Origin of the sequence: Alteromonas lipotrueiana (assembly GCF_019249245.1) — a bacterium.
Classification (GTDB): domain Bacteria; phylum Pseudomonadota; class Gammaproteobacteria; order Enterobacterales; family Alteromonadaceae; genus Alteromonas; species Alteromonas lipotrueiana.
Map to the genome: position 1 here is coordinate 26232 of NZ_JAESDK010000008.1, position 19670 is coordinate 45901.

A 19670-nucleotide genomic window follows, 5' to 3' on the forward strand; every position below is an offset into this window, starting at 1 on the left:
TATGCCAAGGCCCGGTTTTCGAATCGCTTAAGCACAGCGCCTTCGGGCTTTAAAACTCGCACCTGACCCAAATCGGCTTTTGTTACTGGGTCTTGTTAGTCATAAACGTCTTGATATGCTCACACGCGGTATCAAGTAAACGTTGTCTGGCCTCTACGGCCAGCCACGCGGTATGTGGGGTTATCAACAGATTGTTTAACGACACTTGCAATAAGGGATGATTCGCCTCGGGGGGTTCTTGGGACAATACATCAAGTCCTGCGCCCGCGATCTGTTTTTGCTGCAAGGCATTTAATAATGCTTTTTCGTCAATAAGCGCGCCCCGGGCGGTATTGATTAAAAATGCGGTGGGTTTCATTAACGCCAGCCGATCGCGGTTTATCAGCTGTTGAGTAGCACAAGTTAAAGGGCAATGCAGACTTACTACATCTGCGCCAGGCAGAAGTTCATCAAGTGAGGGTCTGGGGTCATTTTGGCTTCCGGGTCTGGCACACGCAGTAACCTGCATACCCAGGGCTTCACAAACCCGGCTAAAAGCACTGCCGGTTTGCCCGGTCCCAACGACTACAAGACGCTTTCCGCTAAGCTGTTGCACCGTATGATTATTCAAACAAAACTGGTCTGATTGCGCCCATTGTCCAGCCATAACATCTGCGCGGTAAGACACAAAGGCGGTGGTTAAATTAAGCAATAGCATCAGTGCATGTTGTGCTACTGATCCCGTGCCGTAGCCTTCAACGTTGGACACAGTTATTGACTGGTCCTGGCAATAGTCGATATCGACATTGTTGGTACCCGTTGCCAGAACACCAATATACCGGCATACACTATTTTTAAGGTTATCTTTGTGCAACACCACTTTGTTGGTCAGTACGATATCGGCTTTGGCAATACGTTCGCTTACCTGATCTTCAGACGTTTGTTCATACACTTGCCAGTCTACCGATAACTTTTTCAGCGACTCAAGGTTCAGCTCATCGGGTTTCATAGTGTCAAAGTCTAATATTACGCCTTTCATGCACGTTCATCCTTTTGTTGAAAAAAGCCTTATTAATGTTGTCGTAGTTGCTACCGTTGTCTCTCTATCTGTGGCTGTTTTATTACCTGAATTACACGCCCTGTGCAAAGTTCGCCAGATTGTCGCGGTGAATAACTTCATCGCCCTGGTGATAGCCCAGCGCCTGGGAAATTTGACTGCTGTGCAGACCCATTAAAGTTAGTAAGTCTTTACTACCATACTGGGTTAGCCCTTTTGCCACGGGTTTGCCATTATATTCTATCGTCACCGCATCTCCGGCTTTGAATTGACCCGACACCGCGGTTATCCCAGCGGGCAATAATGAGGTATGCAGAGTGCTAATGGCCTGAAACGCGCCTTTATCAATATGAAGGGTTCCCTGAGCCACCAAGGTATGGGTGAGCCAGGCAGTGCGGGCCCGGGCCGGCGATTGCGACGGTGTAAAATAGGTTCCTGCGCGCTGCTCCTCCAGTAGCTTGTCGAACACGGCTGGGTTTTGACCATTTACAATAAAAGTTTGAATACCGCTTTGTGTACATTTTTCGGCAGCTTGTAGCTTGGTACGCATGCCGCCGGTACCCACCTTGGTTCCCGGTCCACCCGCCAATGCATACACAGAAGCATCTATTGTGGCTACTGATTCGATAAATTTCGCATCGGTGTGCTGACGGGGGTCGGCTGTATACAACCCGTCGATATCTGAGCAAATAATCAGCGTATCGGCCTGCGAAACTAAGGCAATATGGGCGGCTAAATTGTCGTTGTCGCCTACTTTTAATTCATCTACTGCAACCGTATCGTTCTCATTCACTATTGGCAGGGCGCCATGAGCCAATAACTCACGTAACGTTGCCTGAATATTAATATAGCGTTGTCGGTGCTGAAGATCAGCTGCTGTTAACAGTACCTGAGCACAGGGTATATCAAATAATCGCTGCCAATTGGCCATCATCTGCATCTGACCTATGGCGGCCATTGCCTGCTTTTCGGCAATAGTAGGGCTATGGGTAACTGGCACCTGTTTTTTACCCGCCGCCACGCTACCTGAAGAGACTACAATAACCTGCTTTCCCGCCGCTCGGCTGGCGGTAATAAAATGGGCGATAGCAAGCAAATATCGGGCACTGCACTGATTACCGTCAGGGGCTATCAGAGCGCTACCTACTTTTAATACGGCGCGTTGCCATGAAAAAGACTGAGTCACCGGTAAATTCTTTGTCAGGTTGAAGTGAAGTCACAATAGCTTATTTTTACACAGATACGAAGTTGCTGGTTTATTGCAGCCTGATTTAGAACAGGCAAGGGCACGGTGATATCAGACAATGTTAAAATGCGGTGAAATTTTGGGTAAACGCGCTAAAAACCTGCAAATTATGATTCAACCTCGCTAGAATAGGCGCTCAGAATATTTCGTAAGCTATATTAGCAAGGAAACTGTATGTCCCATCGACAAAACCGTCTGTTCTGGCTGGTTTCTGCATTTTCAATGATGATGCATTTACCTGTCACCGCCAGTTCAGCGATACAACAAACTAAAGGTGATTTTGAAGATAAGTTTCGCCAGTTAGATACGGCTTTGCCTACTCCTAATGTTTACCGTAATGCAGCAGGGGAACCAGGTCATCAATACTGGCAACAACAGGTTGATTACGTTATTGATGTAAAACTAGACGAAGAAAAGCGTCGTTTAGAAGCTTCAGAACGTATCACCTACCAAAATAACTCCCCCGATACGCTAAAGTACTTGTGGGTTCAGCTTGACCAGAATAAGTTTCGCAATGACTCAATGTCAGCATTGTCGACCACGTTTGGAGGTATTGGTAACCGGGGGCCGGCAACTCAGGCAGCCAGCGGCAGCAAACCAGCTAAACTAAGTCTGGGCGCGCTGCGTCGCCAGCAATTTGTTGAAGACAACGAATTAGGCTATCAAATTAATAAAGTTGCGACAGCCAGTGGCTCCCCTCTTGATTATGTGGTGGTGGGCACTCTCATGCGTATTGACCTGGACCAGCCATTAAAGCCAGGCGCGTCGACGAAGTTCGATATCGACTTTGCCTTTAATATTGTCGAAGAAGATGCCGTAAGTGCCCGTTCGGGTTATGAACATTTTCCGGATGATGAGCGTGAGGGCGGCAACGATATTTTCCTGTTGGCCCAGTGGTTCCCGCGCTTGGCGGCATATACCGATTATGAAGCCTGGACTAACAAAGAATTCATCGGCCGGGGCGAATTTACTCTTGAGTTTGGTAACTATGATGTAAACATTACGGTTCCAGCCGACCATATTGTCTCGTCTACCGGTACCTTGCAAAACGCGGGTGAAGTACTTACGCAGACCCAGCGTCAGCGCTTAGAAAAAGCCAAAGATGCAGATCGTATCGTGTTTGTTGTGACTGCTGAAGAAGCTCTTGAAAATGAAAAAGAAGGCACCTCGAAAACCAAAACCTGGCGTTTTGAGGCAGATAATGTTCGCGACTTTGCCTGGGCGTCATCACGTAAATTTATGTGGGATGCAAAAGGTGTAAAACAAGATAGCAAAACCACCCCGCATGTTATGGCTATGTCGTTTTATCCTAAAGAAGGCGGCGATCTGTGGAAAAAGTATTCTACCGAAAGTGTGGTTCACACTTTAGAGGTGTATAACCGTTTCACGTTTAACTATCCGTATCCGGTTGCTCAGTCGGTCAACGGCCCGGTTGGCGGCATGGAATATCCCATGATCACCTTTAATGGCCCGCGTACTGAGCTTCAGGATGATGGTTCACGGACCTACTCTTTGGCTGAAAAACGCTTTTTGATTGGGGTGGTTATTCATGAGATTGGCCATAACTATTTTCCTATGATTGTGAACTCTGACGAGCGCCAGTGGACCTGGATGGATGAAGGTTTAAACAGCTTTTTAGACGGTATTGCCGGTCGTGAATGGGATCCAAACATTCCATGGGGCGTAGAGCCGCGTGATATCACCGGTTACATGAAAGGCTCTTCACAGGTGCCAATCATGACTCAGTCTGACTCGGTTTTGCACTTAGGCCCTAATGCCTACACCAAACCAGCGGCGGCTTTAAATATTTTGCGTGAAACCATTTTGGGACGCGAACTGTTCGATTTTGCATTTCAGGAATACGCGCGTCGCTGGATGTTTAAGCGCCCGACTCCCGCTGACTTTTTCCGTACCATGGAAGAAGCATCAGGCGTTGACTTAGACTGGTTCTGGCGTGGATGGTTTTATTCTACCGACCATGTAGATATTGCGTTAGACCGCGTTTACAAATTACGTATAGATACCAAAGATCCTGATATCGACTTACAGCGTCAGCGTGAAGCTGAGCTAGAAAAGCCAATGTCCTTAACGGTAGAGCGTAATGAGCAGGAAGGTCGTACACTTTGGGTGGACCGCTTTGAAGATATTCGTGATTTTTATGACGATAACGACCAGTACACGCCGACGAATAAAGACCGCAATAAATACCAGAGCTTTTTGAAAAAGCTGGACCCGTGGGAGCGTAAAGCGTTCGAGCGTGCGGTTCGTGAAGATAAAAACTACTATGTTATGGAGTTTTCCAACAAAGGTGGATTGGTTATGCCTATTCTGCTTGAAATGGAATTTGCTGATGGGTCTAAGCAAACAATGCGAATTCCCGCTGAAATCTGGCGTCGTACGCCTAAACAGGTATCAAAGCTAATCGTTACCGACAAAGAAAAAGAGCTGGTGAGTGTGGCAGTTGACCCGCGCTGGGAAACCGCTGACGTAGATGTGGAAAACAACTACTACCCACGTCGTATTATTCCTTCACGTATCGAAGCATATAAGCGTAAAAAGAGCACCAGCCGGGTTTCCAAAGACCTGATGCAAGAAAGTAAAACTGAACTGAAGAGCGACAACGATGATTCTGGCGACGATGACTAAGTCTACAGGAATTGTTGCAAAGCAATGGGGCCTGCTGGCCCTGTTGCTTTGTCTTAGTGGCTCACTTCAGGCGCATCAGATTAAGGCGGCAATTACTACGGTCTTATTTAACCCGCGTACCGAAAACATCGAAGTGATGCATCGGTTTAATTTGCACGATGCAGAACATGCGGTTAAAGCTTTGTTTGATAAGCAGGCTGACATTTTAGACGATACCGCTACCCAGCAGCAGTTTGCTGAATATGTGGCTCAACGGTTCTCTCTTCTGAATAGCAACGAAGATGCCTTAGGTTTAAAAACAGTTGGCTTTGAAAACGAAGGCAAGTTTTTCTGGGTGTATCAGGAAACTGAACACCCCCCAGAGCTTGAAGGATTGAAAATTCGCCATGATGCGTTACGCGACTTATGGCCTTCTCAGGTTAATACGTTAAATGTAGAAGGGATGGGCGACATTAAAACGTTAACCTTTGATGGTAATGCTACCCTGCTGGAAGTAGGTTTTAATGCTAATCACCACTAACCTATAATACTTATCTTTATACAGCTAAAAGCCTGACTGTCGAACCCGCGAACACGGGGGCCCACAATCAGGCTTTTTATTTATGTCTGAAATTATTCGTTTTCTTCTGTCATTGAAAATGGCATGGTCATTTCAGAGTCTACCTTTTCTGGCTCTCCCACCATTTCTTCATAAGGTGAGTCGTAGGTCATTACCGCTTCTTTGACATTGCATTTGGCAAAAGCTTTTCGAACCTCAGCCGCGTTACTAAAGCGCTTAGGGCGGTCTTCATCTTTATCAAATACCATCCCCGACTTGCCCTCTACTGTAACTTTGACAATAAAACCGTTTATTTCAAATGACTGTACTTCCAGACGCTCGATATCGGTTGATGAACCAGAAACATCTTTGAAGAAAAATTTATCCATGAGGAATCCTGTTGATAACATAACTACAGGTTCATACGCCGATACTGAGCTACAGATTGGTTTGGTGAATTAAATTAAAGCAAGCTTGTCTTAAGCGTTATACATTTACTGTTTGATGTAACAATGAGAATATTATGAACAGGCTGGTAAAAAAGCGATCATATTGAATACTTTTTGAGTAGCAAAAAGGTGTTAGTATAAAATTACTCTGTCTCTAAAACGGCTTACCTAAGCGCTGGGCAGCAGGTACGATTTTTATCACAAAGCCAGTTTAAGGAATTAACTACATGGTGGAAATGTTATGAGTGAAGATACCGAGAAACGCAAAGTAGCCCCACATATCGTATTGGCGGTAATTATTCTTATTGTTATATTAGCGGTGTTTTTTTGGCCTTCTGAGGAAGAACAGCCAATTCCGGCTAAAGAACAAACAACATCTCAACCAGAACCCCCACCCATTCAAGAAGAAGATAATTTTGAGCCTGAACCTGCTCCCGCGCCCGTCGAAATTGATCCCGACCGCGAAGTAGAACCCATGGATCCCGATGCGCAGGTCACTGAGTCAGAGCCATTGGATAGCAGTGACGAGGGTATACGTAGCTCACTCAATACGTTATCAGAAGATGAACAGGTAAATAGCTTACTGGTCGATGAAGGATTGCTTCAGCGCTTTGTGGTTTCGGTAAGTAATCTGGCAAACAATGAAATGACTGCCCAACAGCCTTTGAAAGCACCAGAGCAAAACTTCCGGGTATATTCTCAGGCCGGTAAACAATGGATTGATGCTGCCAGCTACAAACGCTATACCCCTTATGTGCAAATGATAGAGTCGATGGAAAACGAAGCACTGCTGAATTTATATAAACAATATAAACCCCAGATTCAGCAAAAATTTGATGAAATCGGCAACCCTGAAAAGCCGTTTGATGAAGTCGCAATTACCGCGATTAATCAGTTACTTGATACCCCGGAGGTACCGGTTCCGGTAGAAGTATACAGTGATTCTGTAGCGTACAAGTATGCCGACTCACAATTAGAAAATCTGAGCGAGCCGCAAAAGCAGTTGCTTCGCACTGGCCCTGACAACATGCGGCGTATTAAGGCGAAGCTTCGTGAAATAAAAGCGTTGCTTGAAGATAATGGATCTTAGTCGCTTTAGCCAACAGGTTACCGATGCGGTGGGGGACGAGTCTCGTGCCTTACCGCCGGTAGACCAATGGGACCCGCCATTTTGCGGCGATATGGATATGGTCATTAAATTGGATGGCTCCTGGCATTACCAAAATAGTCCGATTGGCCGCCAGGCGTTGGTTAAACTGTTTTCTACCGTAATTAAAAAAGAGCAGGACGCGTATTTTCTGGTTACTCCGGTAGAAAAGATTGGGATTCAGGTTGAAGATGTGCCGTTTATTGTGACTCAATGGCAGGCCGAAGACGATGGTATTGTATTTACCACCAACGTGGGTGAGCGCTTTACTTTGTCATCAAATCACCCGCTTGAATTACGCATGCCCCCCGCGGCAATAGAAGCACCAGACACCACCCCTATACCGTATGTTTGTGTTCGCACAAACCTGTGGGCGCGTTTACACCAAAATGTGTATTACCAGCTAATAGAACATGCCTCCAAGCGCATCCATGAAGGAATGCAGCAGCTTTATATTACCAGTGAATATGAGCCCTTTGTTATTGGTGAAGTTCCGGCCGAATAATTTGGCCGGGTCTTGCCTATCTGCTTTACATTTGCCTGTGAGGTACCCTACAGTAGGTTTTCCTTACCGCGTTTAAAGAGCATAACAATGAAGAAAAAACTGGCCCTTATAATAGCCGGATGCTGCGCCAGCCATCTGGCAGTAGCCGACACCTATATTCATGCCGGAAAATTATTTGACGGCACTTCAGATACTCTTCAGTCAGAAATGACCCTTATCATCTCTGATAATAAAATCAGCAAAATCAGTCAGGGTTATCAACAGCCTGGCACCGATGATACCGTGGTCAACTTAAAAAATAGTACCGTATTACCTGGTCTAATGGACATGCATGTTCATTTGTCGTCTGAACACGGCGGGCCGCAAACTTACCTTGAACGCTATACGTTAAACGAGGCTGACTTTGCCTATAAAGCAGCCAATAACGCCAAAACAACCTTGCATGCGGGTTTCACAACCGTTCGTAATTTAGGTGACGGTTACAACGAGACAGTGGCATTACGTAAAGCAATAGACAAAGGCCTGATGCAAGGCCCACGAATATTCACCGCAGCTAAATCAATTGCAACAACTGGCGGCCACGCAGATCCGAGCAATGGTATGGCCAAAACCATTCAACCAGATGTAGGTCCAACCCAAGGGGTAGTCAACGGTGTCGCCGAAGCTCGTCAGGCGGTACGTCAGCGTTATAAAGATGGCGCTGATGTCATAAAAATCACCGCCACCGGCGGGGTGTTGAGTGTAGCTAAAAGTGGCCAAAACCCTCAGTTTATGACCGACGAAGTAGAAGCCATTGTCGATACCGCAAAAGACTACGGCATGACCGTTGCTGTGCATGCCCACGGCAAAGAAGGAATGAAGCGTGCCATCAAAGCCGGCGTTACCTCAATTGAACATGGCACCTACATGGATAAAGAAGCCATTGATTTGATGAAACAAAATAACACTTACTATGTGCCCACCATTATGGCCGGAAAATTTGTTGCTGAAAAAGCCAAAATCGACGGGTATTTTCCTGACCTGGTCCGCCCAAAAGCAGCAAAAATTGGTCCCTTGATTCAGGATACGTTCGCTACAGCCCATAAAGCAGGGGTGAACATTGCATTTGGAACCGACAGTGGTGTGTCGGCACACGGAGATAATGCCGAAGAGTTTGGTTATATGGTTGAAGCTGGAATGTCTGAAGCCGAAGCGCTTAAGACAGCCACCGTGCACGCGGCAAAAATGCTTCAGGTAGATGATCGTCTGGGTAGTCTGGAAAAAGGCAAACTGGCAGATATTATTGCGGTACAAGGAAACCCACTTGATGATATCAGCGTAATGAGCAAGGTGACCTTTGTAATGAAGGATGGTGAGATTATCAAACAATAGAAGGTAACAATGGGAATAAGAAGGCAATTAAAAGCCGGGACTCACAGGCTGGTCGCCTCAAAGAATATGCTTTCGGGTATTACCGTAGCCTCGTTGCTCGAGTCCACTATTATTCCCATACCTTTAGAAGCCGTTATGGTGCCACTGATGCAAGCGCGTCGCGATAAGCTATGGCTGATTGCGCTAATGGCCACAGTGGGATGCCTGCTTGGCGCTGTTATTGGCTATGGGCTGGGTTATTACCTGTTCGACCTGGTGGGCGACTGGATTATCAGTACCTTCGCCAACCAGGAAAAATTTGATCAGGTAAAACAGCAAATGGAAAACCAGGGCTTTTGGTTTGTAATGACGCTAGGTATTGCCCCCATTCCTTTCCAAATTGCTATGCTGGCCGCCGGTGCCACTCAGTTTTCTCTTCCTTTGTTTGTGGCCGCTACCGTAGTTGCCCGCTCAATACGATACTTTGGGCTTGCGGTGGTGGTGTATGTGGCAGGAAATAAAGCCCAGCATTTTATTGAGCGTTACAAGGGCTGGGCGATTCTTGCAATAACTCTCATTGTTTTGTTGCTTTGGTATCTTAGTACGTTACTAAAGTAGCCATTCTTTTTTACAATAATGACGCCACAGCCCAGCTTTTAAATCAGGGTTATTGGGTATCAGGAGATCTTGATGTCGTACCGTACTTATTTAAACCCCGAACAAAAAAAATGGCTACAGCAACATCCTGAAGAGGCTCGCGAACAGCGTACGGAGCTTCACCATCAGGCCCAGAACTTTCAACTACAGGTCGATCAGACAAACACTGTAGAATACGCCAGCCGGGCGTTGGAAACCGCCCATGCAATAATATTAGCCTTACACCATCCGCATTCTTCTTCACAGACAATTGCTGAGGATTTTATTGCCTATGGGGCCCTCACGGTGTATTTAGCCGCACGCTATCAGGATAGCGGCGATAGTCAGGCTGCTGAACAGGTTTACGCAGATAGTCAGCAGCAGTTAATGGCTCTTACTCCGCTTTTTGCTACTGAGCCTGAAATAGCAACACTTCTTCAGTCTATTGTTCATGGTTTGAGCCCGGCAGCTTCACCACGGCCCAACTCTGGCGATTCGACTGTTCAGGTTCACTAATTCACTCTTATCGGCTTAACCGTAAAGTCCATAAAATACTATTATTTTAATTATTATTAAGTAATCAATGTTGAAAACTTTGCGTATATAAGGCTACGCTGATAAAAAATAATTGAGAACGATGTGACTGACAATATACGTACAGCCCTCGCATTTGGTGGTTATGCTGCCAAAACCATAGTTTATTGCCTATTAGGTATTTTAGTAATTGGTACCGCTATTGGTAATTTCAGACAAGACACCCCTTCGCAAAAGTCGGTATTTATAAAGCTGGTAGAGCAACCATTTGGTCAGGTTATTCTTGGCATCGTTATTGTGGGTATGGCCTGCTATGTTTTATGGCGTCTGTCCCAGGCGCTCTTCAATATTGATAAGCTGGATGACAGTGCTAAAGATGTCCTCAAACGAGTCTTCTATTTTGTATCGGCGATTATTTATGCTTCGGGTACTTACCTGGCCATTAAAGTGTTTCAGGGCGCCCGTAGTGATGGTGGCGGTCAAAACAGTAGTGAACAAATGTCTTCTACATTAATGCAGCAGACGTGGGGGCTTTGGTTGGTAGGCTTGTGCGGTGTAATTGTTATTCTATTTTCGTTCATACAGTTCAAACACGCGATAAAATCTGATTTTATGGATAAATTTGACCTGCATAAGATGTCAGCAAAAGCAAAGTCGGCCGCAGAAAAGGTAGGCCGGATTGGCTTTTTCGCTAGAGGCGTTATCTATATCATGGTAGGTGGTTTCTTTGTGAGCGCTGCAATTGCGGCGGATCCTGAAGAGGCCGGTGGACTAAGAGATGCACTAAATACGCTGATGCAGCAAAGCTACGGCCAGTATGCCGTTATGTTTATAGGCGCCGGGCTGTTTTTATTTGGAATATTCTGTGCGTTTGAAAGCCGTTATCACAAAACTTAGGTGAGCTGAGTTGGGGTGTTGTGCCCACACATTTGTGTGGGCACAACTGTTTTAAGCAACGCCTTTTTTAAGCAGGTACTGATACGGTAATGTATCTGTTTGCTGTTTAATTAAAGTGTGTTGCATAAATCGGCAAAAACTAGGGATATCACGTGCAGTAGACGGATCGTCCGCAGTTATATACAAGGTTTCGCCTTCGGCCAATTTTCTAACTTTCAAACGTATCATCATTACCGGCTCAGGACAGCGCAAGCCCATCGCATCCAGGGTGTGGTCAGCCTCGGTAAAGTTTGTCAGATCACTCACTGCTATATTCCGTAAGTTTTGCGATACGCATTAATAGTGTCTATTTGAGTTTGTTGATCACCTTGTTCGTGTAGGTAAGTCACTACGTTATCCAAGGTTACAATAGCAATTACCCGGGTGTTAAAGTCGCGTTCAACTTCCTGAATGGCCGACAACTCACCCTGCCCTTTTTCCTGACGATCAAGGGCAATAAGGACTCCGGCCAGCACCGCCTCATTTTGTTCAATAAGCTGCATTGACTCGCGTATTGCGGTTCCAGCGGTAATAACGTCATCCACCAGCATAATTTTTCCTGCCAACGGACTCCCTACCAAATTACCCCCTTCACCGTGAGTTTTGGCTTCTTTACGATTAAAGCAATAAGGCACATCCAGATTATGCTCATCAGCCAGTGCCACCGCCGTAGTAGTAGCAATAGGGATACCTTTGTAAGCCGGTCCAAAAAGAGTATCGAAAGCCACTCCCGCCTCGGTTAATGCTGTGGCATAAAAGCGTCCTAGCCGCGCTAAATCGCCACCGCGGTTAAATAACCCGGCATTAAAAAAATACGGGCTGGTGCGGCCTGATTTAAGGGTAAACTCTCCAAATTTCAGTACCCCACGATTAATGGCAAACTCAATAAATTCTCGTTGAAAAGACTTCACTTGTGTCTCCTAAGCAAGCGCTGCTTTTTGAATATCAAAAAGTTCGCGCAAACCGTGTTTCGCTAACTCCAGCATCTCGCTCATTTCATCAAACGAGAAGGCTTCGCCTTCAGCGGTACCCTGAACCTCAATAAGCTTACCGGTTTCAGTCATAACCACATTCATATCGGTTTCGGCTTTTGAGTCTTCAAGATATTCTAAATCAGATACAGGCTGACCCTCGTAAATTCCCACCGACAGAGCGGCAATCATGTGCTTGAGCGGATTAGTTTTAATGATGCCTTTACTGCGCATATAAGTCAGCGCATCAACCATGGCCACACACGCACCGGTAATTGACGCGGTGCGGGTGCCACCGTCAGCCTGAATAACATCACAGTCAAGAGTCAGGGTATTTTCGCCTAATAACTTCAGGTCTACCGCCGCGCGTAACGAGCGGGCAATTAAACGTTGAATTTCTAATGTGCGACCACCCTGTTTACCACGCGCAGCCTCGCGCTGACTACGGGTATGGGTTGAGCGCGGTAACATACTGTACTCAGCCGTTATCCAGCCTTTACCCTGACCTTTCATAAATCGCGGTACGCCTTCTTCAACCGTGGCATTACACAGCACTTTAGTGTTGCCAAATTCAATAAGTACCGACCCTTCAGCATGACAGGTAAAATCTCGGGTGATGGTAACCGGACGAATCTGGCTGGCAGTTCTGCCACTTGGACGCATAGTGTTCTCCTAGCAAGGCGTAAGCACGCGGGGGATAAAAAATGATTACTGAACCTAAAGTATAACGTATTTGCGCAATGAAATTGAATGAAAGAAAAGGCATCGGCATAAGTACTAGGCACAAAAGCATCCTTTGGCGTATGATCAGGATTCAATACGAAGGCGGCAAATCGAAACGGATGAAATTATGATTTACAGTATGACAGCATTCGCACGCAGTGAAACAAAGCAGGAATGGGGAACAGCAGTGTGGGAAATTCGCTCTGTTAACCAGCGTTTCCTGGAAAACTATTTTCGTCTACCTGAACAGTTTCGGTCATTAGAACCCGTATTACGTGAACGTTTCAGAAAAAAATTACAGCGCGGTAAAGTAGAATGTGCGTTGCGCTTTACCGCCAACGAAGCAACGGCAGGTAAGCTGACGCTAAACGAAGATTTAGCCAAACAGGTATTGCACGCTGCTGACTGGGTGCAATCGCATGGTCAGTCTACCGGGGTTAATCCGCTTGATGTTTTGCGTTGGCCTGGAGTTATCGCCGCCGAAGAAACCAGCATGGACACCATCACCAAAGATGCGATGGACGCCTTTGACCAGGCTTTGTCTCAGTTTGTCGAAGCCCGCGCTGCTGAAGGTAACACATTAAAAACACTGCTTGAACAGCGCCTTGACGCCATTGAAGCCGAGGTTAAAACCGTATCAACCAAAATGCCTGAAATTATACAATGGCAGCGAGAACGGGTTCAGACTCGATTCGAAGAAGCCCAGGTAGAGCTGGATGCAGGTCGTTTTGAACAAGAAATGATTATGCTGGCACAAAAAGTCGATGTGGCCGAAGAACTGGACCGCCTGAACTCCCACATCAGCGAAACACGTAATATTCTGAAAAAAGGCGGAGCCTGCGGACGCCGCCTGGACTTTATGATGCAAGAGTTCAATCGCGAGTCCAACACGCTTGGTTCTAAATCAATCAGTACCGAGATCACCCAGTCAGCGGTTGAACTTAAAGTACTGATTGAGCAAATGCGCGAGCAGATCCAGAATATTGAATAGAGCTCACTAGCGCTCACAAAGACTCTCAAGACATTGAAAAACCTCGCTTTAAAGCGGGGTTTTGTTTTTTATCGTTCCGTATTTTTTCATTCTGTTTCATCTAATTGGTGAGTATTGTGGTGAGTATTTTTCACTGCTAGTCTCAAACCACTGGTGAGTACAAGAGGTGAAAAAATGCCAAATTTAACAGTTAAACAAGTCAACATACTTGCTAAAGGTCAGCATAGTAAAACATCCGATGGCAATGGATTGTCCTTCGTCGTTCCGAAGCGTGGCGAACCATACTGGTCCCTGAGATATACCTTCAACGAAAAGAGGAGGGAAAAGTCGCTGGGTAAATTCGGACAACTGACACTGGCTGAAGCTCGTGGTGAAGCAGAGAAAATTCGGGCATTAATTCGAGATGGCATCGACCCTCTTTCTATTGCTTCAATTGAAAATTATGACGGAATGACATTTGATCTATTATTTAAGGATATGTATCAACACAAGATATTAAAGCGTAATAAACACCCAGATATACCAAAAAGCAAGTATGGAAAAAACGTTTCGTCCCATATTGGCCACTTAAAGGTTGAACAAGTGACTGCAATTCATGTTCGAAATATCTTAGACACCATCACAAACAGTGGGCGACCAACAGTATCAAATGATGTGCTGGGCTTACTTAATCAACTTTTTAAACATGCCATCCAACTTGGTATTACATCAAATAACCCGGCTTCAGCTTTTTCCTGTAAGGATGCAGGGGGGGATGAAAAGCCAAGAAAAAGGTTCTTGAGCATTGAAGAAATTGAACACGCCTTTTCGGTATTCAGGGAAAATTTGAATTCTTTCACGCGAGATAATTACTTAGTTTGCTGTCTACTTATTACCTTAGGCGTTAGAAAGTCAGAGTTAATTCAAGCGCTTTGGAAGGAGTTCGATTTAGGTAATGCAGTGTGGCACTTACCAAAAGCGCGCACAAAAACGGAAAGCGATATCAGTATACCACTTCCTCCACAGGCTATAAGCTGGCTTGAGGAGTTAACAGTCAGATCTCATAGTTCTGAGTATGTATTCCCAGCAAGACGCAAAAGCAAAGTATCTCATATGGGAAACGACACTGTAAATCGTGCAGTGAACAGCCTTTTTGGAATAGACAGTAGCAAAAAAGCTCCGCCTCCAAATCGTATGGGGCAATTAGAGCATTTTACTATTCATGATTTCAGGAGAACTTTTAGAACCATCGCTGGCCAGCTAGGCTTCGATAGGGATGTTCTAGAGCGCTGTTTAAATCATAAGATAGACAATATGGCTGAGATTTATGATCAAGGGGACTATTTTGATAAAAGACGGGAGGTTCACGAAGCCGTATGTTTTGCTCTTCAAGAAGCAGTGAGTAGTTAACTGGAAAATTATAAATTTGAACTATCAGTTGGTGTTGGCAAAGCGGTATTAACCCCTACAGTTGTATAAATGCGAGTTACCGCGACACAATTTATTCGTTATTAGAGTTAATCACAGGGGTATTAAAAAAATAGACACCTGGATTCAATATGAGGGGACAATATTTGCCAAGCATTACTATTTCCGTCTTCAAAATGGTTTTGAACAACGCCTGACAGCATATCAGCTGTGTGATTCATAGAGATCGTTTCAATATACTATTGCTCTATGATCAAAGAAATTAAACAGCGATTAAAGTGGGTTGAGCTTTACGAAGAAACCAATGATGCGGGTCTAGTTTGCCGTCGGTGCGGTATATCTAGGCCTACTCTTCGAAAATGGTATAAGCGATACAGAGAAAAGGGCGTAGATGGCCTACAGGATGTTTCTAAACGTCCTCACAGCTCCCCAAACACTAAAATTAATAATCAAATCGAAAAGTGGATCCTCGATCTAAGAAAAGACAGAAAACTTGGTGCCAGAAGAATCCAGAATGAGCTTCTTCGCGAGCATAACTTTCAGCTATCGCTTGCCTCAATTCATAAAATACTGACTAAACATGAAGTAAAACCAATAGTTTTTCAGCGGAAGAAAAAAGACTTCATTCGATATCAAAGACCTATTCCTGGTGACCGAATTCAGATGGATACATGTAAGATCGCGCCTGGAATTTATCAATACACTGCCATTGATGATTGCTCTAGATATCGTGTGTTAGACGTTTTTAAACGCAGAACGGCAACCAATACGCTTACCTTTATCGATAAAGTGATAGAAGAAATGCCATTTCCAATACAGCGTGTTCAAACTGATCGCGGAACGGAGTTTTTTGCTGAAAAGGTACAGCTCAAATTGATGGAGCATGGCATTAAATTTCGCCCCAACAAACCAGGCTCTCCTCACTTAAATGGCAAAGTTGAGAGGTCACAAAGAACCGACAAAGAAGAGTTTTATTCTACCGCTAATTTAGATTTGGAAGAACTCAAAAATCAAACATTGCCTGAGTGGCAGCATTACTACAATTGGCAACGCGCTCACGGCTCATTCAAAGGTAAAACACCAATGGATATTGTATTTGAACGGCTTGAACAAACACCACTTTGGGAGGACGTTCACGCTAACTATAAAACTGAAAATGAACGCATTCAGTTATCGAATTATCAGCGTGATCTTCAACTACGAAAAGTGAAATGATGTCTATGAATCACACATATCAGCAACTTGGATCGCCTTACATGACTGGCTTTCCATCGGTGTAGTAGTAAGGATAGTTTGTGATTTTTTATCAAACCATAATTTGGTCTGAAGGTAATCGTGCATGCTGTTTCCACTTTTTACCTTGATCGAACGTGGATCAGGGATGAAAAGAACACTTCCATGATTTTTCATTTCGTTAAGTAATGATAGACCAATCATGTAGTTATATAGCTTGTTACCATCCCGTCTAATATGCTCTTGGACGTTTTCTTTTTTTACCGTTATCGAAAGCAGTTTGAGGTCTGGATTTGTCAGTACAATTGATCTTAATTGATTAGCAAACTCAGTGCGTTGAGGCAAGCTCATGTCTGCCCATTTAACTTCTGACTGAGCGTTCCATTTGAATTTTGTATATAGCTTTTTAACTAAACGCTTGGGATGCTTATTTTTTTCTTGCGGGTAAAGAATGCTTGCAATTGTAAGGTAGCGGCTAGAGCCACCGTTTCTATATGGAGCGTCGAATTTCCAGCCGAGGTCACCGCTTTCATCTAGGGCTATTGTTACGTCTGGCACTTCCTATGCTTTTGCTCCATTTAGCTTTAATTTGGGTGTGGACCCTGAGACCGACGCTCTTACAGAGCGCTTACGATACAATTTGCGTCGCGGTTGATTCAGGCTTTACCCACACGGCGGAAGTATAAGGATTAGTCTATTCATATTCAAGTAAATATCTAAAAAAATATCGATAACGCTTCTCTAGCGACCAAGTTTTACATTATTCATCCAAAGCAAAATATCAGACAGCAACCAACGGGCTTTTCCTTTACCCACGCTGGAGGCTGGCGGGGTTTCTCCCGCCTTTTGCATACGCCACCAGGTAGTTCGGCTAATGCCGGTTCTGCGACAGCGTTCGGTCTCGCTTATCAACCGTTCTTCTTCGCCATAGAGTTTTAAAATGCCCGCTCGTTGTTCAAATAGCTCGTTATTCATGTTCGTCTCCCAACTCCACGCGATTCTTTAGTACCCAAACATCAACTTCTTTTCTCTTGAAGAAGGTTCGCCGCCCACCAAGCTTGTAACAGGGCAACCCGTCCCGTACTTGTTGCCGCAAGAAATTCGGGCTTAGTGCGGTATATTGAACACACTCATCAAATGTGAGGAACTCTTTGCTATTGAGAGCGACTTTGCAAAGTTGGCTTTCAATCACGCATTTAATTTCGTCAAATAGCTGGTCAGTAAGCATTAGTCATTCTCGCTCTGGGAAACTGGGAAAGTGGGATTATCATTACTATTCAATGAGTTATAATTTATATGAAAGTGGGATAGATCCACACTTTCATTGCATTCGCGACAGATTTTCTCGGGAAAAAACTTAATAAATCGCTTCCCTCTTATTTTGAATGTACTTCGCGAGCTCTCATTTGAAATGGCCCAACCTTTTTGAAGCATGTAATGAACTGCTTGCCTGTATTCATGAGCAACAGATTCTATTACTTCCGATTTGAACAGCTGCTGAGGGATATACCAAGTCAGTTCAGGCTCTGATTCAAAGAACCCAATACTCCCATTATGTGATTCCCCCCGAGGACTCAGGCTGTGCCGCCATTTATTGATTAGCCTGATAAGCTTCTTAATAATTTTCTTACTTTCTGAATTTTCGGTGCTATTCCGATCATCAAGCCAAATTGTAGCTACTTGCTCTAAAGCGTTTTTGGCATCCCCCAGGTGCCATGGCAACAACCCATGGTTTATCGCAACTTCTCCTGCGGCAGCTAACAAAGCGAACTTATCTAGAACATTATTCGCCTGGCTGGCGATACTCTTAGGCCAAGGCCATTCGTCTCGAATACTTTTATATTCTTTGATTATTTCATCTTGCGGACAGTTAAATCTCGATAGGACTTCCAACCAAGATTTAATGAAAGTTCCGTGATATTTATTAACGCTGGCTGATAAATGTTCAGCAAACTCCTTTGCTGAAGGAAACTCATGAATATTTTCAAAGGCATCGTATCTACAGAAAGTTGGTACCTCTATCAGGCGAACAGACTGCCCAGCACTCACACTCTGGTTAATACTCAGGAAAAGCTCCTCTAGAGTTAGCTCTCCTGTACTAAGCAAAATAGTGCGCCACCGATACCGTTTGTCTAGTCCACCGTTTTTTGTGCTTCTAAGCTTTGATACACCATTACATAAGTGGTAAATCAATCGATCCATTTCATTTGCAGGGCACTGCTTAAATTCGTCCAAACAAAGCAACATGTTGTTCCTTGCTCGTGCAATAGACTCAATCCCGTTTGAAGTCGAGCTCCAAGTTTCCCAGTAGGTTTGATCTGAATAAATACTGGCAGCCACTTTCATGACCGTAGACTTGCCGGACTTAGAGCTCCCAACAATCTGTATTCCGAAGCTTTCCAAATCCGTCCACTCGATAATGGGGGCCGCTAGGGCTGTACACACAGCCATAATTAAGATTGGATTACCTCGGCAGTATTGGGCGACATGTTTTTGCCAGTCCAATAAAGAGCCTGACTCTTCTAAACTAGCACCTGCAAAATCACCAACATAGATAGCAGGTGTCTCGTGTCGACCTACGCTCCAATCTGGTGTCACAAATTGCCCGTTAATCCATCCACTTTGTCTTGCACTGTAGGCATGCAATTTACATGGAGCCTCAATGAGATGTGCTAAAAGTAACTCCCAAGATCTTTTTTCAGGAGATAGTTGAAATCCAGAGTTCAACAACCGCTGTTTAAAACTTGTTGCTGAGCCTTCGCATACTTCTCCCATAGTGAGTACTTCGCGAATTGTTAGGCCAAAGTAGTTTTTCCATTCTATAAGACGACCAAAATCGTCACGCTTGTTAGGGGAAGACACAATTGCCTTAACCTCAATTGGCCCAGATATTTTTTTCTCTTCACCGCTGCTACTGTAAGAGTAGATACCATCGGGTTTTGCCTTTAGCATGACTTTTACCTCTCAAAATCAACGCATTTGTATTACTTGAATCATTGAGAGTTAGGTTGACACGGTTTGAGCCAGTTTGGATCGGAAAAACCCACCTTACTTTTGATGGGTTTTTCAGCCTTTTAAAAAATAAGTACTCCAGAAAAGTCAAGGGGTAATTGTTACTGGAATTTGGTATGAAAATGCTGCTTTTGAACGTAAAACGTTAGGCATGCCTAATTTTTTCGCTGGAAATATTGGATATCAGTCGAATTTATTGAGGTTGTCGCGATTAAAATGAAATAGCAAAGCAAAAAATATCACCAACGCCAGAACCATGGCGCATCCTGTAAGCAACGGAGCCATCACTAGATTCTCCCCTCTTTAATTG

The 19670-nt window shown here is 44.6% G+C and carries 20 protein-coding genes; 11 read left to right on the top strand and 9 right to left on the bottom strand.

Translation table 11 applies throughout. From position 1 onward, the window contains the following. Positions 1 to 82: 82 nt before the first annotated feature. Complete coding sequence (locus tag JK130_RS07110; RefSeq protein ID WP_218353629.1) at positions 83 to 1018, bottom strand: D-2-hydroxyacid dehydrogenase; 936 nt, start codon at positions 1016 to 1018, stop codon at positions 83 to 85. Between the two features lie 91 nt (positions 1019 to 1109). Continuing rightward, on the bottom strand, positions 1110 to 2222 hold the full coding sequence (proB, locus tag JK130_RS07115; RefSeq protein WP_218353630.1) for a glutamate 5-kinase: 1113 nt from the start codon (positions 2220 to 2222) through the stop codon (positions 1110 to 1112). Positions 2223 to 2504: 282 nt separating this feature from the next. Here proB and JK130_RS07120 point away from each other — a divergent pair, with 282 nt between their 5' ends. Together JK130_RS07120 and JK130_RS07125 are read left to right on the top strand one after the other, a co-directional pair. Beyond that, positions 2505 to 4928: a M1 family metallopeptidase gene (locus JK130_RS07120; protein ID WP_425514595.1), complete on the top strand. Its 2424-nt coding sequence runs from the start codon at positions 2505 to 2507 to the stop codon at positions 4926 to 4928. Beyond that, complete coding sequence (locus JK130_RS07125) at positions 4921 to 5448, top strand: DUF6702 family protein (protein ID WP_218353632.1); 528 nt, start codon at positions 4921 to 4923, stop codon at positions 5446 to 5448. The genes JK130_RS07120 and JK130_RS07125 overlap by 8 nt, the downstream gene beginning before the upstream one ends. Positions 5449 to 5540: 92 nt before the next feature. On the opposite strand, the gene JK130_RS07130 is transcribed toward JK130_RS07125, so the two are convergent. Next, positions 5541 to 5855 carry a DUF6482 family protein gene (locus tag JK130_RS07130; RefSeq protein WP_218353633.1) on the bottom strand — a complete coding sequence of 105 codons (315 nt, stop codon included), beginning with the start codon at positions 5853 to 5855 and terminating at the stop codon, positions 5541 to 5543. 301 nt (positions 5856 to 6156) lie between these two features. Between JK130_RS07130 and JK130_RS07135 the strand changes: the two genes are divergently transcribed. The 6 genes from JK130_RS07135 to JK130_RS16765 all read left to right on the top strand — a co-directional run bounded on the left by JK130_RS07135 (position 6157) and on the right by JK130_RS16765 (position 10984). Next, on the top strand, positions 6157 to 7005 hold the full coding sequence (locus tag JK130_RS07135) for a DUF3014 domain-containing protein (protein ID WP_218353634.1): 849 nt from the start codon (positions 6157 to 6159) through the stop codon (positions 7003 to 7005). Further along, positions 6995 to 7567, top strand: coding sequence for a DUF1285 domain-containing protein (locus JK130_RS07140; protein WP_218353635.1), 573 nt, complete (start codon positions 6995 to 6997; stop codon positions 7565 to 7567). Before JK130_RS07135 ends, JK130_RS07140 begins: the two co-directional genes overlap by 11 nt. Before the next feature lie 87 nt (positions 7568 to 7654). After that, positions 7655 to 8938: a metal-dependent hydrolase family protein gene (locus tag JK130_RS07145; RefSeq protein ID WP_218353636.1), complete on the top strand. Its 1284-nt coding sequence runs from the start codon at positions 7655 to 7657 to the stop codon at positions 8936 to 8938. A 9-nt stretch (positions 8939 to 8947) separates the two neighbouring features. Then, a complete protein-coding gene (locus JK130_RS07150; protein WP_218353637.1) occupies positions 8948 to 9535 on the top strand; it encodes a YqaA family protein in 588 nt (195 codons plus the stop codon). A gap of 72 nt (positions 9536 to 9607) precedes the next feature. Beyond that, positions 9608 to 10069 carry a hypothetical protein gene (locus JK130_RS07155; protein ID WP_218353638.1) on the top strand — a complete coding sequence of 154 codons (462 nt, stop codon included), beginning with the start codon at positions 9608 to 9610 and terminating at the stop codon, positions 10067 to 10069. 123 nt (positions 10070 to 10192) lie between these two features. Continuing rightward, complete coding sequence (locus tag JK130_RS16765; protein ID WP_343210984.1) at positions 10193 to 10984, top strand: DUF1206 domain-containing protein; 792 nt, start codon at positions 10193 to 10195, stop codon at positions 10982 to 10984. 51 nt (positions 10985 to 11035) lie between these two features. On the opposite strand, the gene tusA is transcribed toward JK130_RS16765, so the two are convergent. The 3 genes from tusA to rph are packed head-to-tail and all read right to left on the bottom strand — an operon-like array spanning position 11036 to position 12657. Then, complete coding sequence (gene tusA, locus JK130_RS07165; RefSeq protein ID WP_220099500.1) at positions 11036 to 11281, bottom strand: sulfurtransferase TusA; 246 nt, start codon at positions 11279 to 11281, stop codon at positions 11036 to 11038. A gap of 11 nt (positions 11282 to 11292) precedes the next feature. After that, positions 11293 to 11934: an orotate phosphoribosyltransferase gene (gene pyrE, locus JK130_RS07170; protein WP_218353640.1), complete on the bottom strand. Its 642-nt coding sequence runs from the start codon at positions 11932 to 11934 to the stop codon at positions 11293 to 11295. A gap of 9 nt (positions 11935 to 11943) precedes the next feature. Further along, positions 11944 to 12657, bottom strand: a complete 714-nt coding sequence (rph, locus tag JK130_RS07175; RefSeq protein WP_218353641.1) for a ribonuclease PH — start codon at positions 12655 to 12657, stop codon at positions 11944 to 11946. 187 nt (positions 12658 to 12844) lie between these two features. On the opposite strand from rph, the gene JK130_RS07180 reads away from it, so the two are divergent. The 3 genes from JK130_RS07180 to JK130_RS07190 all read left to right on the top strand — a co-directional run bounded on the left by JK130_RS07180 (position 12845) and on the right by JK130_RS07190 (position 16330). Next, positions 12845 to 13708, top strand: a complete 864-nt coding sequence (locus JK130_RS07180) for a YicC/YloC family endoribonuclease (RefSeq protein WP_218353642.1) — start codon at positions 12845 to 12847, stop codon at positions 13706 to 13708. A gap of 174 nt (positions 13709 to 13882) precedes the next feature. After that, the gene (locus JK130_RS07185) at positions 13883 to 15097 is read left to right on the top strand and encodes a tyrosine-type recombinase/integrase (RefSeq protein ID WP_218353643.1); all 1215 of its coding nucleotides are present in this window, start codon (positions 13883 to 13885) and stop codon (positions 15095 to 15097) included. Positions 15098 to 15364: 267 nt separating this feature from the next. Continuing rightward, positions 15365 to 16330: an IS481 family transposase gene (locus JK130_RS07190; RefSeq protein ID WP_218353644.1), complete on the top strand. Its 966-nt coding sequence runs from the start codon at positions 15365 to 15367 to the stop codon at positions 16328 to 16330. A 3-nt stretch (positions 16331 to 16333) separates the two neighbouring features. On the opposite strand, the gene JK130_RS07195 is transcribed toward JK130_RS07190, so the two are convergent. The 3 genes from JK130_RS07195 to JK130_RS07205 all read right to left on the bottom strand — a co-directional run bounded on the left by JK130_RS07195 (position 16334) and on the right by JK130_RS07205 (position 19300). Then, positions 16334 to 16906, bottom strand: coding sequence for a DUF3800 domain-containing protein (locus JK130_RS07195; protein ID WP_218353645.1), 573 nt, complete (start codon positions 16904 to 16906; stop codon positions 16334 to 16336). 183 nt (positions 16907 to 17089) lie between these two features. Further along, positions 17090 to 17323, bottom strand: coding sequence for a helix-turn-helix transcriptional regulator (locus tag JK130_RS07200; RefSeq protein WP_218353646.1), 234 nt, complete (start codon positions 17321 to 17323; stop codon positions 17090 to 17092). Between the two features lie 252 nt (positions 17324 to 17575). After that, positions 17576 to 19300, bottom strand: coding sequence for a DUF927 domain-containing protein (locus tag JK130_RS07205; RefSeq protein WP_218353647.1), 1725 nt, complete (start codon positions 19298 to 19300; stop codon positions 17576 to 17578). Positions 19301 to 19670: the final 370 nt, after the last annotated feature.

Coding starts and splice junctions, on each gene's coding strand:
- JK130_RS07110 (WP_218353629.1), bottom strand. CDS start 1,018: ATGAAAGGCGTAATATTAGACTTTGACACTATGAAACCCGATGAGCTG.
- JK130_RS07120 (WP_425514595.1), top strand. CDS start 2,505: ATGATGATGCATTTACCTGTCACCGCCAGTTCAGCGATACAACAAACT.
- JK130_RS07125 (WP_218353632.1), top strand. CDS start 4,921: ATGACTAAGTCTACAGGAATTGTTGCAAAGCAATGGGGCCTGCTGGCC.
- JK130_RS07130 (WP_218353633.1), bottom strand. CDS start 5,855: ATGGATAAATTTTTCTTCAAAGATGTTTCTGGTTCATCAACCGATATC.
- JK130_RS07135 (WP_218353634.1), top strand. CDS start 6,157: ATGAGTGAAGATACCGAGAAACGCAAAGTAGCCCCACATATCGTATTG.
- JK130_RS07140 (WP_218353635.1), top strand. CDS start 6,995: ATGGATCTTAGTCGCTTTAGCCAACAGGTTACCGATGCGGTGGGGGAC.
- JK130_RS07145 (WP_218353636.1), top strand. CDS start 7,655: ATGAAGAAAAAACTGGCCCTTATAATAGCCGGATGCTGCGCCAGCCAT.
- JK130_RS07150 (WP_218353637.1), top strand. CDS start 8,948: ATGGGAATAAGAAGGCAATTAAAAGCCGGGACTCACAGGCTGGTCGCC.
- JK130_RS07155 (WP_218353638.1), top strand. CDS start 9,608: ATGTCGTACCGTACTTATTTAAACCCCGAACAAAAAAAATGGCTACAG.
- rph (WP_218353641.1), bottom strand. CDS start 12,657: ATGCGTCCAAGTGGCAGAACTGCCAGCCAGATTCGTCCGGTTACCATC.
- JK130_RS07180 (WP_218353642.1), top strand. CDS start 12,845: ATGATTTACAGTATGACAGCATTCGCACGCAGTGAAACAAAGCAGGAA.
- JK130_RS07185 (WP_218353643.1), top strand. CDS start 13,883: ATGCCAAATTTAACAGTTAAACAAGTCAACATACTTGCTAAAGGTCAG.
- JK130_RS07190 (WP_218353644.1), top strand. CDS start 15,365: ATGATCAAAGAAATTAAACAGCGATTAAAGTGGGTTGAGCTTTACGAA.
- JK130_RS07200 (WP_218353646.1), bottom strand. CDS start 17,323: ATGAATAACGAGCTATTTGAACAACGAGCGGGCATTTTAAAACTCTAT.
- JK130_RS07205 (WP_218353647.1), bottom strand. CDS start 19,300: ATGCTAAAGGCAAAACCCGATGGTATCTACTCTTACAGTAGCAGCGGT.